Raw genomic sequence first — 15,060 nt, 5'->3', positions numbered from 1 at the left:
CAGCACCATTAGCCGTTAAAACCGGTGATGGCCAGTGTCCTGCTGATGCCGTCCAGGGGATGCGGGCCGTCCTGGGCAGCGGCCGGTGTGGCTTCCGGGAAGGGCAATGTCTCCGTCCGGCTCAGGTCCCAGGCCATGCTTGCACTCAGGCTGATCCCCCGGGGGCCGGTCCTTCGGGTGGTGCCGCGGATCAACAACAGGCGGGTTCCGAACAGGAGCGGCCCGGCACTTTCCTGGGCTTCATGGAAGAAGACGGAATCGACGCAGCCCGTGCCGTCGTCGATGCTGATGAACACCACCCTCCTGCCACCACGCATGGGCGGGGTCTGGGTGGCAACCCGTACTCCTGCCACCAGCACTTCTGTCCCGTTGCGCAGGCTGAGGAGTTTGTCGGCAGTGGTGACGCCCAGCCTGCCCAGCAGGGGCCGGTGGCTGTCCATCAAGTGCGTGCTGACATCCACGGCCATGAGGTCAAGTTCTGCCCGGACGTTTTCCACCAGCGTCGGGGCTGGGAGCCCGGGCTTGATGTTGCGCAGTTCAATATCGCCCAGGGGAAGGGACAATTGCCCTTCCAGCACGTCCACCCCTTTACGGGCGCCGTTGGCCGACTGGAGCTGCTGCAGGTGGTGAACCAGGTCAGCCCGGTTTGCCACTCCCCCTGCTTCCTTGTGCAGGGCATCAAAGGCTCCAAGCTGCGCGAGCCGCCGGATGCTTGGCTTGCTGAGCCGCGAGCGCGCGCGGAGGTCCGCCAGTGAGTCATACGGCTGGCCGGCCACTGTCCGCTTCAATTCGGCAGCCGACAGCCCGTAGATCCCGTTCAGGCTGAGCCGGATCCCGAGCCTGCCGGCGTCCCGGCCGGACCCGATCCGCTCCACCCGGTATTCGGCTTTGCTCCTGTTGATGTCCAGGGGAAGGATGGGAATGCCCAGCCGGCGGGCTTCGGCCACCAGCAGCCTCTTGGGATACATCCCGGGATCGTGCTCCCACAAGCCGGCAAGGAACGCTTCAGGGTGGTGTGTCTTCAGCCATGCGGACTGGTAGGTGGGGACGGCGAATGCTGCCCCGTGGGCTTTGCAGAAACCGAAACTGGCAAAGGACTTCAAAGTCCCCCAGACCTTGTCTACCACCTCAGGGGTGTACCCCCTGGCCTTGGCGTTCCGCCTAAAGTACTCCTCCACCTGCGCTTCACCGGTCTCGTTGCTCAACGCCCTGCGGAACTCGTCGGCCTTGGCCAGCCCGCAGCCGGTCATGATGTCGAGGGTCTTCAGGATCTGTTCGTGGAACACCGTGACGCCATGGGTTTCCTGCAGCACCGGTTTAAGGTCCGGGTGGGGATAGACCTCGGGGGCGAACCCGTGCCGGTGTTCCAGGAAGGGCCGCACCATGTCGGATTTCATGGGTCCGGGACGGAACAGCGAAATATCGATGATGAGGTCGTTGAACTCCCGGGGCGCCATCTTCCCAATCAGTTCCCGCTGCCCCGGGGATTCAATCTGGAAGCAGCCAAGGGTATGTGTGCTTCTGATCAGTTCATAAGTGGGTTCGTCATCGAGGGGGACGGCGTTGAGGTCGATCCGGCCGTCCCCGGCGATGTAGTCAGGGCCTGTGCCGTCAGGCCCTGCCGGATGCTTTCCCGCTGCCACCACCTCTTCCTTGCTGGGATGGATGCGGATGATCTCACGGACCGCGAAGGCCATGGCGCTTTGCATGCGCACGCCCAGGACATCGAGTTTGAGCATGCCCATGGGGTCCATGTCGTGTTTGTCGAACTGGCTCATGGGCAGCCCGAGGCCGCTTGGCTGGACCGGGGTGCGGTCCAGGAGCGTGGCATCGCCCAGGATCACCCCGCACGGGTGCATGGAGATGTGACGGGGCAGCCGGTCCAGGCGTTCGGTGAGGTCCACCAGCAGGTCAAGCTGCTGGTTCCCGTCAGTGTCGCGCTGCTCCACCCTGCCGGCGAACTCACGGAGTTCGGGTTTTTCCTGCAGGGCTTCACGGAACTTCCGGGCGGAAAAGCGCCACAACTGCTTGGCGATCTCCCCCACCTCGCCATCGTCCATGCCCAGCGCCAGCCCGGCGTCGCGGACCGCCCCCCGCGCCCGGTATCCGTTTTGCATGCTCATCAGGGTGACCCGCTCTGAACCGAACCGGTCAAAAATCCTGCGGTACACGTTGTGGCGTTCGGCGCTCTCAACATCAATGTCGATGTCCGGCAGCGTGGCACGGTCGTTGGACAGGAACCGTTCAAAAATCAGGTCGTGCTGGAGGGGATTCACATGGCTGACCTCGATCAGGTAGTTGACCAGGCTGGAGGCACCGGATCCCCTGGCTGCCGCCCTGACCCCCATGTCCTGGATCATCCGGGACACCTCCGCCACCGTCAGGAAATAGGAGGAAAAACCGAGGTTGTTGATGATGCCAAGCTCATGCTCCAGCCGGGACAGCATCTCCTGTTCCCGCTTGCCGGTGATTCCCGGGAAACGCCTGCTGATCCCTGCATGGCAGCGCTGGATCAGTTCAGAGTGTGGATCCTGGCTGATGCCAATCACAGAGGCTTCAGGAACCACGGGTTGCTTCCACCCCATATCAGTGGTGGGGTCTATCCGGCAGAGGTCGGCGAGCGCTTCTGTCTGCGCCATCAGCTGCTTGAGGTCTGCGGCACCATACCCGGCAGCGGAAATGATCTCCTTTCCCAGCCCCAGCATCTGTTCCGGGGATTTCAGCCATCCCTGCCCGGTTGGCTGCAGAAGCGGTTCGCCTGCCAGTTCGGGAAGGGACTTCAGCGTCCGGGCAGAGTCCAGGACATCGGCGGTTGGTGCGCCGTCCGCGGCGCAGTACCTGACCGCGTTGGTGAGGATTGCGGGTACATGGTGTTCCTCGGCGAGCCTGAGCATGCGGACCGCATGAGCGGTGCTGAACGGAGTCCCCGGAGCGCTGAGCTGGGAGACGATCTCCGCCACCACAGTTCCTTCGGGCATGGCATCGAGCCATTGCTTGAACAGGGTCCGGGGACGAAGGTAGCGCCGGCCTCCCATGGCCCGTCCGACGTCGGAATCCGGTCCAATCAGGACGGTCAGCACCGGCTTGAGGGTTTGGGGGTCAAGGGTGCGGGAAGCGAGTTCGGCCCGGGTGACGGCGGCCGGCACGGCGCCTCCGGCTTTGCCTGAGGTCCTGGCGTGGGCATCGGACACCAGCCGGCACAGCGCACGGTACCCGGCACCATGATTGTTGCCGCGCGCAAGCACCACTACCCTGCCGGCTACCTGCGTGCGGTGATCGCCGTCGTCGTCAAAAACCGCAAGGTCCACCCCCACAATGGGGTCGATGCCCGCCGCCATGCATGCCTTGAGGTGCTTGATGGTGCCGTACAGTCCGTCCCGGTCGGTGCAGGCAAGGGCAGTAGCGCCGTCTGCCGCGGCCGCCATTGCCAGCTCTTCAGGCCAGGAGACGCCGTAGTGGGCGCTGAATGCCGTGGAAACGTGGAGGTGGGTAAAGCTCATGCTGTTCGAGGTTCAGACTGTTCTATGGTCATGCTGTTTTAGGGCGAAGAGCGTCATGGATCCGCAGCAGCCGCCAACGGCCACTGCGGATATGGCGGGTCAGGTCAAGGGTGAGGGGATCCGAGCCGCCAGGTTCCCCCTGTCCTGCGAAACGTGATGCCACCGGGGCAGGCTGCACCTGGACCCGCCAGATTTCGTGGTCCACTACGCCTGGTCCGCTTCCCAGCGGAGCCCGGCTGTCCTCCGCCCACCATTGCCGGCGTTCATACCACCGGACGGGTTCGGCACAGACGAGGTACGCCTTTCCTGACCAGGTCAAGGATTCAGGCTGTCCGGCAGCAGAACACACCACGTCAACGGACTCGCTGAACATGCCCATGCGCGCCTCCCTGACCGTACTCCCTGACATGTATTCGAATATGTATTCGAATAAATCCAGTCTACGCCGGGAGGCCGGCAAAACATAGGCGGGGGTGGACGGAGCGTGCGGCAGGTAGCAGGATGATGGCATGAGTACCGATGACGCACTCCTGAAGCAGGCAAGCATCAAGACGCAGGACTCCACCCTCGTTGCAAGGTTCGATATCGACGGCGCCATTCCGGATTCCGGCGCCTACGTGGTGGGCCTGATGGGAGCCTCGCCGGACTATTCAATGCAACGCCGGCTGTGCATTGAATTCATGAACGGGGAGGCAATTGCCTGCTACTCGTTCAACCGGGACCAGGGAATCGAGGAAGACTACGACCTGTCCGGAGTGTCCCACTCGGAAAACAGCATCACCGGAAGCTTTCCCCTCACCGCCCTGAACGGGCTCGGGCAGGGGCATGTCCTGTCAGCCTTCAGCGAGGCAGACGGACGGGAGTTCCAGCACGGGGTGCCGGTGGAGGAAACCCTTTAGGGGCTCCCTCCACCGCATCCTGTACATCAGCTGTTTTTGTTGTGGATCCGCAGTTCAAGTTCAATGAACGCGGAGATCATCGCCCGGTAGGTTGATTCGACGATGTCCGGATCGATGTCCTTTTTCTCCGCGGCGGACCGGACATGTTCAATGATCCGCTCCACCCGGCCCGGGGCGCGCACCTCGGCGTCGTCGCCCTTGAGCGTCCCGGCGATCCTGATCAGCCGTTCGCGGCGGGCGATCAGGGTGACAATCTGTTCATCCACCTCGTCAACGGCAACCCGAACGGCAGCGAGCTGTTCCTTGTCGGCCCGGGCATCCCTATCGTTTCCTTGAATTGTCGCCATCATCTGACAGTATCGAAGCATGGAGCCCAGAGTCGACTTTATCTCCCTCGGAGTCCGCAATGTTCCGGAGTCGCGCGCCTTCTACGTTGACGGCCTCGGCTGGCCGGTGCACCGGGAGGTTGCCGGGGAGGTGCTGTTCATCCAGGTGAATAACGGCCTGGTGCTCTCCCTCTGGGACGTACGCCAGATGCAGGCCGAAGCTATCACCGGCCCGCCCGTCGGCGTCCCCTCCATCACGCTCAGCCACAACGTCGGAAGCCCCGGGGAAGTGGACAGGATCATGGCAGAGGCGGCGGAGGCAGGCGCCGCCATCATTGCCGAGCCGGTCACCAAGCCGTGGGGCGGCTACACGGGCTACTTCGCCGACCCCGACGGATTCCGCTGGGAGGTGGCGTACAACCCCACTTGGGGAGTGGACGACGCCGGCCGGGTCACCGTGTGACGCCTGCCGCACCATGGGCGGCGGCTGCTAGAACAGGGCTTCCACCGGGCGGATCAGTTCCGGGCCGTTGTTCCGGACATTGCCCACTTCCTTGCCGACGGAATCCACCGTCCAGTCGGCGGCCGCATTCTTGACCCCGGACCGCACCAGGTCCACGAGCCCGGCGGCGTCATCCGCCTGCGGGTCCAGCCAGGCTTCCATCGTGTCCCTGTCCATGGGAAGGGGGACACGGTCGTGCAGCTCCGTCAGCTTCCCAAAGATGGTGGACTCCGAGCCCGGCGGCGGTGTGTCTGCCGTGAGGATGGAAGTTGAGAGCAGCCAGCGGCCCGGCTCCCCTTCGGGAACGGACGGATCCTTCCACCACTCGTAAAGACCCGCGAAGACCACCCCGTGGTCCTTGCCCGGGTGCACGTAGTAGGGCTGCTTGGACTTTCCCGGACCCTGCTTCCATTCGTAATAGCCATCAGCCGGGACCGCGCAGCGCCGGGACTGGACCGCCTTCCGGAACGCCGGCTTTTCAAGCACCGATTCGCTCCGGGCGTTGATCATGCGGGAGCCGATGCCGGGATCCTTGGCCCAGGACGGGACAAGGCCCCAGCGTGCCACGTGCAGCTGTCGTACCTGCCGGGGCGCGGCAGTGTCTTCCACCAGGCGTTCCAGCACGATCGGCACGGCGTCGGTCGGGGCCACATTCCACGACGGCGGAATGGTGACCTCGTTCTCCAGCTCGGCATCGAATTCGGCCAGGAGGTCCCCCACGGCACGTGCCATTACGTAGCGTCCACACATGGAACCAGCTTGCCACCGCCCGCCACGTACTGTCATCCACACGCCACCGCGGGCCGCCAACACCGGGGAATACCGCCGGCCGCGCTACGGTTGACGGGAAGGAAACCTTTCAAACGACGTTTAGGAGATCCCTGTGGACTTCACTCCCGAATCCGGCACCATCACCATGTTCTCCACCACCTGGTGCGGCTACTGCAACCGGCTGAAGAAGCAGCTGGACGCGCAGGGCATCGGCTACACGGAAATCAACATCGAAGAGGTGGAAGGTACGGCCGACCTCGTGGAGCAGCTGAACGGCGGCAACCGCACGGTTCCCACGGTGCTGTTCCCTGACGGTTCCGCGGCCACCAACCCGTCGGCCGCCGAGGTCAAGAGCCGCCTGGCTGCCTAACGGCCACATTAACCCGCGGCGTCGCCGCAACCCAGTGCGGGTCATGCCCCCAGGCTGCTGAACGAAGCAGTTTTTAGGGTGGCATGGCCCGCATATGTTTCCAGCAGGGCCTGCTCCACGGCTGCCACGTCCAGGCCGGGGACCAGGTCGTTGGCGGCTCCGGCGGTGGCAGGATCCCAGTCCAGGCCGAGTGCAGCATAGGTGTCGGTAAGCACCTTGCGGATCGGGGCGGAATCCTCCACCACAATGACTGAGCTGAAGAGCCAGCCGCCGGAGACCACCCGCTGCGCTGTACCCACCAGTTTCACCCGCCGGGAGTTGTCCGCAGGGTCCGTTCCATGCACGCTGTATTCACCGGGGCAGTACTCCCCCGGGATTTCCCCCACCGCCGCCTGCACCCCGACGCTCCGCAGCGCCTCCGCGAACAGCTCGCCGAAGTGGCCGAACCGGGTTTTGGAACCGGCGACGGCGTCGGCGTCCGGTTCGATGTGGTCCACCACCAGGGTGCCCTGGTGGTACGCGGCAGCGCGTCCGCCTGCCCGCCGGACCAGGGGTTCGAAGCCGTTGTCCCGGCAGGCCCGGGCTGCCGCGTCGAAGCCTGGCAGGCGGGTGTCCCGCTGCCCGAACGCAACGGTGGGAGCGGGGCGGTACAGCCGCAGGGTGGGGCCGATGCCGCCGTTCCTGGCCCGGGCCAACAGTTCCAGGCCGAATTCGAGGTCGCGGCCCGCGCCAAGGGACACGTCCTGGCGCACCACGGTGAGCGTGCGGAGTCCAGTACCGGTGGGGTGCATTGTTGGAAGGCTCCTGGGTTGAGGGCGGACGGGCCTTCCTTAGGTTACGCCCGACGGCGGCAGCGGCCTTAACGCCCCCGGCGCCCCGCCCACAGGGCGTGCAGCAGGGGAAGGGATGACGTGGCCATCAGCACGTTACCAAACGCCAGGTCGTCGGCGCGCACGATGGCGCCGGCCACCAGCAGGCCACCGAAAACCACGGCGGAGCCGATCCGCCTTCCCGCCCGTTCCAGCCGCGCTGCCTGCCGCTCCAGCCGCGGAACAGCCACCTGCAGCGAACCCTCCTCAAGCCGGCCGGCCAGGGCATCCAGCCGGCCTGGCAGGCGGAGAGCCACACCGGCGGCGTCCACCGCCTGCCTGGCCACGTCCTGGACAAGGTTGCCGCGCTCGGTGCGCAGCAACTGCGCCGCATAGGGTTCCACCGAGTCCCAAAGGTTGAAGCGTTCGTCCAGGGCGCTGCACACCCCGGATGTCAGGGACATGGCACGGATGATCAGCAGGAAATTCTCCGGCAGCTGGAACGGCAGCGAGCGGACCACATCACCGAACTCCACCGCGAAATCGCGGAACTCCCGGGGGTCAACTTCGCGGAGCTCGGCAAAGCCCATCCCGCCGAAGCGGGCAAAAAGCTGGGTCATGGCGCGTTCCAGGCCCACGCTGTCCGCTGAGGGCATCAGGACGCCCACGTCGTTGATCGCCGCCACCAGTCCCTTGCCGTCGCGGGCGGCTGCGGCGATCAGGAGCTTCCGCAGGCCGCTGCGTGTGGAGGCAGTAACCTCCCCCATCATGCCGAAGTCGATGAACGTCAGTTTCCAGGGAAGTCCGCCTGCGCCCGCAGGGGCCGGGGTGACGAAAATGTTCCCCGGGTGCGGGTCGGCATGGAAGAAGCCGTTGGTGAACAGCTGGTCAAACATAATGGCGGCAAACACCGGGGCAACCGCGGCGGGATCGATGCCGGCAGCGCGGAGTGCGCGGACATCGGTGATTTTGATGGCCGTAACGTCCTCGAGTGTCAGCACGCGGCGGGTTGTCCGTTCCCAGACAACTTCAGGTACAGCCACCCGCTCATCCCCGGCAAAATCGGCCGCGAAGCGCTCGGCGTTGACGGCCTCGTGCAGGTAATCAATCTCCTGCAGGCTGATCTGCGCGAATTCCTCCACCAGCGCGCGCATGTCGGCGCGGCGGGAGACCAGCCGGATGTGGCTTAGCCAGCCGGCCACCTTCCGCAGTGCGGCCAGGTCGACGTCGACAATGGCACCGATGCCCGGACGCTGCACCTTCAGGACCACGGCGTCCAGGCCCGTGTCCCCGGCGTCCAGGGCGTTCAAGCGCGCCCGGTGGGCCTGGCCCAGCGAAGCGGCTGCAATCGGCGACTCGTCCACCGAGGCGAACACCCGATCCGGGGGCGCGCCCAGTTCCCCTGCAGCCAGGGCAGCGATTCCCGGGAAGGCTACCGGCGGCACTTCATCCTGCAGCCCTTCGAGCTCCTTCGTGATCTCCGGAGGCAGGACGTCAAGCCTGGAGGACAGGAACTGGCCCACCTTGATCATCAGGCCGCCGAGCTCCACGGCCAGGTCATGGAACCGCCGCGCAAAGCGTTGCATCCGCCGCGAACGCGTCCGGGCGGCGACCCCGCCAAGACCGATCCGCGGCAGGAACAGCTCGAACCACCACGTGGCAGCAAGGTTCGCGGCGGCGAAGCGCAGGATCCGCCGGTAGCGCCCGCGGTGCTCCCGCACTGCGGATGGCGGGTTTGCCCTGGCATGGACGACCGGGGACACCCGGTCAGTCCTGGGCGAGGATGGAGTAGAGCCGGCGGCGGGCCTCGTCCAATACCGCCACTGCCTGCTGCACCTGTTCGGGTGAGCCTGTCCGACCTACCTGCGCAGCCGCCTGTGCCAGTTCAATCCCGGCCTTGGGGAGGGAACCGATTCCGCCGCTGCCCATGCCAGCCGCGGGGTCCCAAGGCGCAGATCCATGCTGGGCCGCCACCTCCTCGCGGCCGGCTTCGGTCAACGAATAGATCTTCCGCCCGTTGGATTCCTCGGCGCTGATGGATCCTTCATCGGCCAGCAGCTGCAGCGTGGGATAGACGGAACCTGCGCTCGGCTTCCAGCTGCCGCCGCTGCGCTCCTCGATCTCCCGGATGATCTGGTAGCCATGCATCGGCCGTTCCGCAAGGAGGGCCAGCACCGCTGCCCGCACCTCGCCTTTCCCGGCACGGGTTCCAACCCGCTTTTCAAACCGGGAGCGCAGCTCCTCAACGGCCTGCCACATGCCATCGAGGTTGTTCCCGCCGAATCCCCCCACAGGGTGTGAAGCACGCATGATTGAACTCCTTTGCCGATCGCGAACGATATACAACGATACTCAGCGATATATGCCGCGCGCCATAGCCTGGGACAACGGCACAGGCGGCGGCAGTGGCAGGATCTGCGCAGCGTCGGGAGTGATGCAGCGTCAGGACCTGCGCAGCGTCAGGATCTGTTCAGTCCGCCCGAACGGGCCCTGCCGGTCGTGCAGGACGGTGGACGTGAGACCGATTCCGTCGCGGCCAAACGACACCGCGTTATCCAGTCCCAGCCATTCGCCCTCCGGCCGGCGGTACATGTGGATCTGCAGGTCCAGGTTGGGGAACGAGTAGCTGTCCTTGCCCGGCGGCACGCGGGCGGCGATGCCGTTCGCGGTGTCCACGAGGCCCATGAGCCGCGCGAAGTCCCCGCTGTCCGCACGGTCGGTGAGGGGGTGGTCGGTACGGAGCCACACTTTTCCGGCCCCCGGCCTGTGCCCTTCGGCCACCCGCATCTCAAGGGACCGGATGTAGCCTCCGGGCCATACGGCAGCCCCATCGTACGGCTTGCATTCGTCAGGGCCGGGTATCGCAGAATCCTCGATGGCGGCCACCTCCGCGGTGTCACTGGTCTGCAGCCGCCACCCTGTAGCCCGGATCGCGGTCCTGCCCCCAGCCACCAGCTCCGCCTGCACCAGCTCGATGGTCCTGCCGGGCCGCAGCGTGGTGGTGTCGATGCGGAACTCGCCGCCCGGGATCAGCCCGAGGATTTCATAGCTGATCCGGCCCATCCGCATATCCTCACGCGGCTGGTGTCGTTCCAGGACATCTGCCATAAGTCCTGAAGCGGGAGCCATGTGCTGTTCGTGGACGTTCCAGGCACCCTGGGCATGGATGGTGGACCGGAACCGGCCACCGCCGAGTTCCTGGTAGTAGAAATTGCCTTCGGCGAGCTCGGGCAGGTCTGCAGTCAAGGCTGGCCCCTTACGGAAAGTCAGTGAATTGGCACTAACTCTATCCCGAGCGGGCTGTGGAGGACGCGCTGCAGCAGGCAACGAAATGTTGGAGGGTGAGCCGGGCAATCGGACTAGAGTAAGGAACTGGTCCTGTCAGCAACCCTCAAAAGAGGTTCCATGCGCGTCATCAGCTACAACCTCCGCAAGCACAAGGCCAGCGGCGAGCTCCTCGCCCTGGCCAGGAACCATGACATCGATGCCCTGTGCCTCCAGGAAGTGGATTCCAGTGACCTTCCGGAGACCCTTGGCCCCCTGCATTTGGCAGATGTCACCAAGGGCAACCGGCTGGGGCTTGCCATCTACTACCGGACCAGCCGCTTCACCGCGCTGGACACCCAATCCTTCGCCCTGAAGAAATCCATGCATGACCGGGTCCTGGCCCCGGCCCATGAGCGGCTCATCGGAACGCGGGTCATGGACAACGAAACCCAGCATGAGTTGGTGATCGGCTCATTCCACGCAGCGCCGCTGACGGCATCAAACTCGCTGCGCAGGAAGCAGATCCATGCAGCGCACGCCGAACTGCTGAGCATGGGCAAGGGCCTGATGACGCTTATGGTGGGCGACTTCAACTACCCGTTCTTCACCAAGAACCTGGACATGCACATGAAGAACTCAGGGTATGCCCTCTCGCTCAGCAACAGGCGGACCTACACGCGGTACAAGGTATTCAAAGGCCATTTCGACTTCGCCACATCACTTGGCCTGGACATCGCCAGCGTGGAAACGCTGCCGCGCGGCAACTCTGACCACCTGCCCATCCTCGTGACCGCCGAGTACGGCGAGGGCTACTAGCCCGAAACGCGGCCCCGGGAATACGCCCATGCTCAGCAGTTAGGAGTTACGGCGTGGGCAACCGGTAGATGCGTGCGTCGGCGTTGCTGAAGACGAGCTCCACGCCGTCCTGGGCCTTCAGCCAGTCTTCCAGTTCCGCATAGTTGCCCGGTGTGCTTTGGCCTTGGAGCTCAAGGCTTGCCTCTGTTGACCGCATGAGCAGCACGAAGCCACCTGCAGGGTTGTGCCGGGCGTAGTTGTAGAAGATTGGACCGCACGTCGCTGCCGCGAAGTCCCGCCGGCACAACTCGTCCATGGTGCGGTACCGGTGTTCCAGGTAGGCGTCGCTTCGCCACGGGGTGGGGTGGGCAGCGGAAATGATCGCCGCCCCGTGCGGTGCGAGCCGCTCGACTTCGGCGACCGCGGCCGTCTCACTGTCGGTAAAGATGTCGAACTTTGTGTTCCCGAACCTGCTGGTCTCGATCAGCACGGACAGCAGCAGGAAAGTGGTAATCAGGCCCATCACGGCCGGGAACCGAAGACGGGTGCCGCCGTCCCTTGGCAGCAGGACAACTGAGGCCTGCAGGGCGATGAAGGGCAGCGCGAACAACGAGACGCGGATGAGCATTTCTCCGCCGTATGACTGCATCGGGAAGAGCAACAGCGGCGTGACAGCAAGAAGGACCAGCCGGATGTCGAGGCGCTTCCTGCGCCAGTCGCGTACCGCCCCTGCCGCAGCAAGGGCCCACAGTACGAGGGTCAGGATCATCCGCACCTTCACCACCAGCGAGTGGCCGGGGGTCCCGGTCACGCGGTTAACGACGTTCGCCGCGATCGCGCCCTGAAATCCTGCATCCTCGAGGGGCGGGTGTCCGATGAGATAGGCACTGGCGGGGTAAACCAGCCAGAGTGCAAGCACCACAGCCGTGATCAGGGGCAACCGGCTGGTCCAGAGACGACCGCTGAGGCTGACCGCGGTCATGGCAATAAGCATCATGAAGGGAGTCAGTTGGTGGCTTGCAGAGATGACCGTGACAAGCAGGAGGGCGACGACGAATGCGGCCACCCGGTGCTCTGGCCGGTTTTCCCGGGGTGACCTTCCCCGCCACCAAACCGCGAGTTCCGAGGGGCGGAAGCCGCGGAACGTACCGGGGTGTGCGGCCAACGGGCCGACGAGCAGGGCGATCACGACCAGGTACAGGAAGAAGGCGAAGGCCTGGGGCGACAGGTAGTCCTGGTCCTGCCAGTTGCCGAGGCAGAAAAGCCAGAGCACAAGCCAGAGCCGCCGCCGGTCAGCGGTCAGGGACCGTGTAAGGACCCCCAGAGCCGCGAGCCACAAACCTACGTCAAGCACCGGAGCCCACAGGGCTATGCTGACCGGTTCGAGTCCTGTTGCCTTGATGACCGTGGCAAGGAGGGCAAAGAAGCCAGGCCAGTTGAAGTACGCGTCAATGTCCGGATCGATCACCCTGGTGCCCGATAGGGCGTCGGCGATCCCGAGGTGACGGAAGGCCACTTCGCCCCGGGGTATGTCGGTGACAAACGCCGCGGTGCCAAACAGCTCCACCACAAGCACCGCGAGGAGCCACAGCATGACCGGGCGGCTCGCCGGGCCCCCGGCACCTCCCCGCAATGCCATGACGAAGGTGATGTTAAGAAGCGCAAGCCCCACCCAATACGGGTAGGGCAGTACGGCAACGAGGCCGAGATCGCTGGTGACGGGCACGGACACGGTGGAAGCCGCCCCCGCGGTAAGCACCAACGACACGGCGCCTGCCAGTGCGAATCCCAGGTCGCGGGGCCTCACGCCTCCCTCGTCGCGGCCGGGGGCGTCGACCGCGCCGGCTATCGCGTCTCCTGACTGGGGCGCCGGAACACGGCCGCCATCCTGGGCCCGGGTCCCGCGGAGGCGGGCGAAAGCACTACCGGCGGAGCGCGTCATCTTGGTCCTCACGCTGCCCGTATACCGGGACTCCTGGTCTTGATGGTGCACTGGGTGACAGGGGAGGAACGGACAACTGGCTCACCCACCTTGCTTCGTTGCGTGGATTTATGTTCAGCCAAAGGGTCATGGCGCCAAAAATGCGAAACGTCAGGGCTGCTGCGGCGCGGGACGGTCACCTCCCCAGCATTGAGTGGCCTTTACTTCGCCGTAGCTTGGAGCATACGGGCTGGTCAGGCGGCGGGCACCAGTAGTAGGTACCTAATTTGGCGCCAGCTCTACCTAGAATTGAGGGCCGCTGGTAGGGGGGAAACGGCCTCTGCCCGCAATCCGACTTTCACGCAGGGGTCAAGGCCAGGGCCGGCCTACCAGGATGCGTCGGTATCCAGCCGCGCCAGCAGGTCCGGCCAGGAGGCCGCGAACCCGGGGTGCAGCTCCAGGGCATCCACCTCGGCCACCGGGATCCACAGCAGGGCGATGCTTTCAGGATCGCTGATGACAGGTTCGAAGGATTCCCGCACCCGCACTACCACCGTGGTGTAGGACCAGTAGCCGTGATCCAGCACCGAGGTGAACAGCACCTCCACGCTTTCGGACGGGACGGCAGCCTCCTCGTAGGCTTCGCGGAGGGCGCCGTCCACCGGTTCCTCGCCCTCGTGCAGCGCCCCGCCCGGCAGGCCCCAGGTTCCACCGTTATGGCTCCAGACGGCACGGTGCTGCAGCAGCACGCCTTTTGCGGGGTCGTAGGCCAGGACGCCGGCTGCGCCGAACCTGCCCCAGTACCGGCCGCGCTCCCCTTCCACCCAGGCGTCGCCGGGGTCGCGGGGACCGGTGCGGGGCGGCGGCGTGGAGGACGTACTGGCGGACGGGAAGAAATCCATTGCTCCAGTCTGACAGGTGAAGCAAGGACTGGTGAAGAGAAGCACCGGCAGGTTAAGCGTGAAGCACCGGCATCTGCACCCCGGACCGTCAGGTCTTGGGTCCGTGGTCGACGGCGAAGTCGCCGCCGGGGTACATGACCGTTTCGTGCCCGTCGTCAAAGCGGACAACGTAGGGCGGGCTGCCGCCCTCTCCACGGACTTCCAGGATCACCCCGTGCCGGTCCGAGGACCCAACAGTCCTTCCATGCACCACGATGCGGTCGCCTTGGGCTGCCTCCATGGCAATCACCTCCAAGCCCCCAGATTACGACTCATGAACGCACGCGAACAGGGCCCCGTGGCAGGATTCCGTTATGGCGTTGAACCTGGTCCTGATTGCCGATACCCATGTCCCAAAACGCGCCCGGAACCTGCCCGGGCAGGTGTGGGACGCCGTCGACAACGCCGACGCCGTGTTCCACGCAGGCGACTGGGTGGAGTCATCGCTGCTGGACGAATTCGAAAGCCGCAGCAGGCGGTTCATGGGCGTTTATGGCAACAATGACGGCCCCGAACTGCGCCGCCGCCTGCCCGAAACCGCCACCGCCACCCTCGGCGGTGTCCGATTCGCGATAGTCCACGAGACGGGGCCGGCCAAGGGCCGCGAACTGCGGTGCGAGGCGCTCTACCCGGATGCCGACGTCCTGGTGTTCGGCCACAGCCATATTCCCTGGGACACGTTGGCGCCGAATGGGCTGCGGCTGCTGAACCCGGGTTCGCCGACGGACCGCAGGCGCCAGCCCGCGTGCACCTACATGGAGGCCACGGTTGACGCGGGGCAGTTGGTGGAGGTCCGGCTTGTGGAGGTCCAGCGCGGCTGACCCGCCCGCCGCTTGGCAGGAAACGGAGTCTTGCCTAGGCTAGGAACCGTAAGCATGCTTAGCTTTTTGTTCCCATAAAGGCGAAACCGCAGCCTGCTTCAGCATCAGGGGCGACAAACCAGCCCGCGTCCGCACGAA

General features: G+C 65.2%; 16 protein-coding genes. 5 read left to right on the top strand and 11 right to left on the bottom strand.

Annotated elements, in window-relative coordinates:
* Positions 1–8: 8 nt before the first annotated feature.
* Positions 9–3,500, bottom strand: a complete 3,492-nt coding sequence (locus ASG86_RS16230; protein ID WP_056336544.1) for a DNA polymerase III subunit alpha — start codon at positions 3,498–3,500, stop codon at positions 9–11.
* Positions 3,501–3,528: 28 nt separating this feature from the next.
* Positions 3,529–3,879: a DUF6504 family protein gene (locus tag ASG86_RS16225; protein WP_056336541.1), complete on the bottom strand. Its 351-nt coding sequence runs from the start codon at positions 3,877–3,879 to the stop codon at positions 3,529–3,531.
* A gap of 130 nt (positions 3,880–4,009) precedes the next feature.
* On the opposite strand from ASG86_RS16225, the gene ASG86_RS16220 reads away from it, so the two are divergent.
* The gene (locus ASG86_RS16220) at positions 4,010–4,399 is read left to right on the top strand and encodes a hypothetical protein (protein ID WP_056336538.1); all 390 of its coding nucleotides are present in this window, start codon (positions 4,010–4,012) and stop codon (positions 4,397–4,399) included.
* Between the two features lie 26 nt (positions 4,400–4,425).
* On the opposite strand, the gene ASG86_RS16215 is transcribed toward ASG86_RS16220, so the two are convergent.
* A complete protein-coding gene (locus ASG86_RS16215) occupies positions 4,426–4,749 on the bottom strand; it encodes a chorismate mutase (protein WP_082566821.1) in 324 nt (107 codons plus the stop codon).
* Positions 4,750–4,765: 16 nt separating this feature from the next.
* Between ASG86_RS16215 and ASG86_RS16210 the strand changes: the two genes are divergently transcribed.
* Entirely contained in the window at positions 4,766–5,188 is a 423-nt protein-coding gene (locus ASG86_RS16210) for a VOC family protein (RefSeq protein WP_056336536.1), read from the top strand.
* A 27-nt stretch (positions 5,189–5,215) separates the two neighbouring features.
* Here ASG86_RS16210 and ASG86_RS16205 read toward each other — a convergent pair whose 3' ends face one another.
* Positions 5,216–5,959, bottom strand: coding sequence for an SOS response-associated peptidase (locus tag ASG86_RS16205; RefSeq protein ID WP_056336533.1), 744 nt, complete (start codon positions 5,957–5,959; stop codon positions 5,216–5,218).
* A 151-nt stretch (positions 5,960–6,110) separates the two neighbouring features.
* Between ASG86_RS16205 and ASG86_RS16200 the strand changes: the two genes are divergently transcribed.
* Positions 6,111–6,368 (top strand): mycoredoxin, encoded by a 258-nt coding sequence (locus ASG86_RS16200; RefSeq protein ID WP_056336530.1) that lies wholly within the window; start codon positions 6,111–6,113, stop codon positions 6,366–6,368.
* 41 nt (positions 6,369–6,409) lie between these two features.
* Here ASG86_RS16200 and ASG86_RS16195 read toward each other — a convergent pair whose 3' ends face one another.
* From ASG86_RS16195 to ASG86_RS16180, 4 genes are all read right to left on the bottom strand, one after another.
* A complete protein-coding gene (locus ASG86_RS16195; protein WP_056336525.1) occupies positions 6,410–7,159 on the bottom strand; it encodes a lipoate--protein ligase family protein in 750 nt (249 codons plus the stop codon).
* Positions 7,160–7,227: 68 nt separating this feature from the next.
* Entirely contained in the window at positions 7,228–8,940 is a 1,713-nt protein-coding gene (locus tag ASG86_RS16190) for an ABC1 kinase family protein (RefSeq protein WP_056336522.1), read from the bottom strand.
* Positions 8,941–8,944: 4 nt separating this feature from the next.
* The gene (locus ASG86_RS16185) at positions 8,945–9,487 is read right to left on the bottom strand and encodes a PadR family transcriptional regulator (RefSeq protein WP_056336519.1); all 543 of its coding nucleotides are present in this window, start codon (positions 9,485–9,487) and stop codon (positions 8,945–8,947) included.
* A 132-nt stretch (positions 9,488–9,619) separates the two neighbouring features.
* Positions 9,620–10,423, bottom strand: a complete 804-nt coding sequence (locus ASG86_RS16180) for a thioesterase family protein (protein WP_056336516.1) — start codon at positions 10,421–10,423, stop codon at positions 9,620–9,622.
* Between the two features lie 159 nt (positions 10,424–10,582).
* Between ASG86_RS16180 and ASG86_RS16175 the strand changes: the two genes are divergently transcribed.
* Positions 10,583–11,260, top strand: coding sequence for an endonuclease/exonuclease/phosphatase family protein (locus tag ASG86_RS16175; RefSeq protein ID WP_056336513.1), 678 nt, complete (start codon positions 10,583–10,585; stop codon positions 11,258–11,260).
* Positions 11,261–11,306: 46 nt separating this feature from the next.
* On the opposite strand, the gene ASG86_RS16170 is transcribed toward ASG86_RS16175, so the two are convergent.
* From ASG86_RS16170 to ASG86_RS16160, 3 genes are all read right to left on the bottom strand, one after another.
* A complete protein-coding gene (locus tag ASG86_RS16170) occupies positions 11,307–13,193 on the bottom strand; it encodes a glycosyltransferase (protein WP_235565207.1) in 1,887 nt (628 codons plus the stop codon).
* A 353-nt stretch (positions 13,194–13,546) separates the two neighbouring features.
* Positions 13,547–14,062, bottom strand: coding sequence for an NUDIX domain-containing protein (locus tag ASG86_RS16165; RefSeq protein ID WP_056336510.1), 516 nt, complete (start codon positions 14,060–14,062; stop codon positions 13,547–13,549).
* A gap of 88 nt (positions 14,063–14,150) precedes the next feature.
* Positions 14,151–14,342, bottom strand: coding sequence for a DUF1918 domain-containing protein (locus ASG86_RS16160; RefSeq protein WP_056336892.1), 192 nt, complete (start codon positions 14,340–14,342; stop codon positions 14,151–14,153).
* Between the two features lie 73 nt (positions 14,343–14,415).
* Here ASG86_RS16160 and ASG86_RS16155 point away from each other — a divergent pair, with 73 nt between their 5' ends.
* Positions 14,416–14,922 carry a metallophosphoesterase family protein gene (locus ASG86_RS16155; protein ID WP_200946281.1) on the top strand — a complete coding sequence of 169 codons (507 nt, stop codon included), beginning with the start codon at positions 14,416–14,418 and terminating at the stop codon, positions 14,920–14,922.
* Positions 14,923–15,060 lie beyond the last annotated feature (138 nt).

Source organism: Arthrobacter sp. Soil764 (assembly GCF_001428075.1).
GTDB lineage: Bacteria > Actinomycetota > Actinomycetes > Actinomycetales > Micrococcaceae > Arthrobacter.
The sequence above is the reverse complement of the archived record's forward strand: the minus strand, read 5'-3'. Positions and strand labels throughout refer to the sequence as shown.

Coding starts and splice junctions, on each gene's coding strand:
- ASG86_RS16230 (WP_056336544.1), bottom strand. CDS start 3,500: ATGAGCTTTACCCACCTCCACGTTTCCACGGCATTCAGCGCCCACTAC.
- ASG86_RS16225 (WP_056336541.1), bottom strand. CDS start 3,879: ATGGGCATGTTCAGCGAGTCCGTTGACGTGGTGTGTTCTGCTGCCGGA.
- ASG86_RS16220 (WP_056336538.1), top strand. CDS start 4,010: ATGAGTACCGATGACGCACTCCTGAAGCAGGCAAGCATCAAGACGCAG.
- ASG86_RS16215 (WP_082566821.1), bottom strand. CDS start 4,749: ATGATGGCGACAATTCAAGGAAACGATAGGGATGCCCGGGCCGACAAG.
- ASG86_RS16210 (WP_056336536.1), top strand. CDS start 4,766: ATGGAGCCCAGAGTCGACTTTATCTCCCTCGGAGTCCGCAATGTTCCG.
- ASG86_RS16205 (WP_056336533.1), bottom strand. CDS start 5,959: ATGGCACGTGCCGTGGGGGACCTCCTGGCCGAATTCGATGCCGAGCTG.
- ASG86_RS16195 (WP_056336525.1), bottom strand. CDS start 7,159: ATGCACCCCACCGGTACTGGACTCCGCACGCTCACCGTGGTGCGCCAG.
- ASG86_RS16185 (WP_056336519.1), bottom strand. CDS start 9,487: ATGCGTGCTTCACACCCTGTGGGGGGATTCGGCGGGAACAACCTCGAT.
- ASG86_RS16175 (WP_056336513.1), top strand. CDS start 10,583: ATGCGCGTCATCAGCTACAACCTCCGCAAGCACAAGGCCAGCGGCGAG.
- ASG86_RS16165 (WP_056336510.1), bottom strand. CDS start 14,062: ATGGATTTCTTCCCGTCCGCCAGTACGTCCTCCACGCCGCCGCCCCGC.
- ASG86_RS16160 (WP_056336892.1), bottom strand. CDS start 14,342: ATGGAGGCAGCCCAAGGCGACCGCATCGTGGTGCATGGAAGGACTGTT.
- ASG86_RS16155 (WP_200946281.1), top strand. CDS start 14,416: ATGGCGTTGAACCTGGTCCTGATTGCCGATACCCATGTCCCAAAACGC.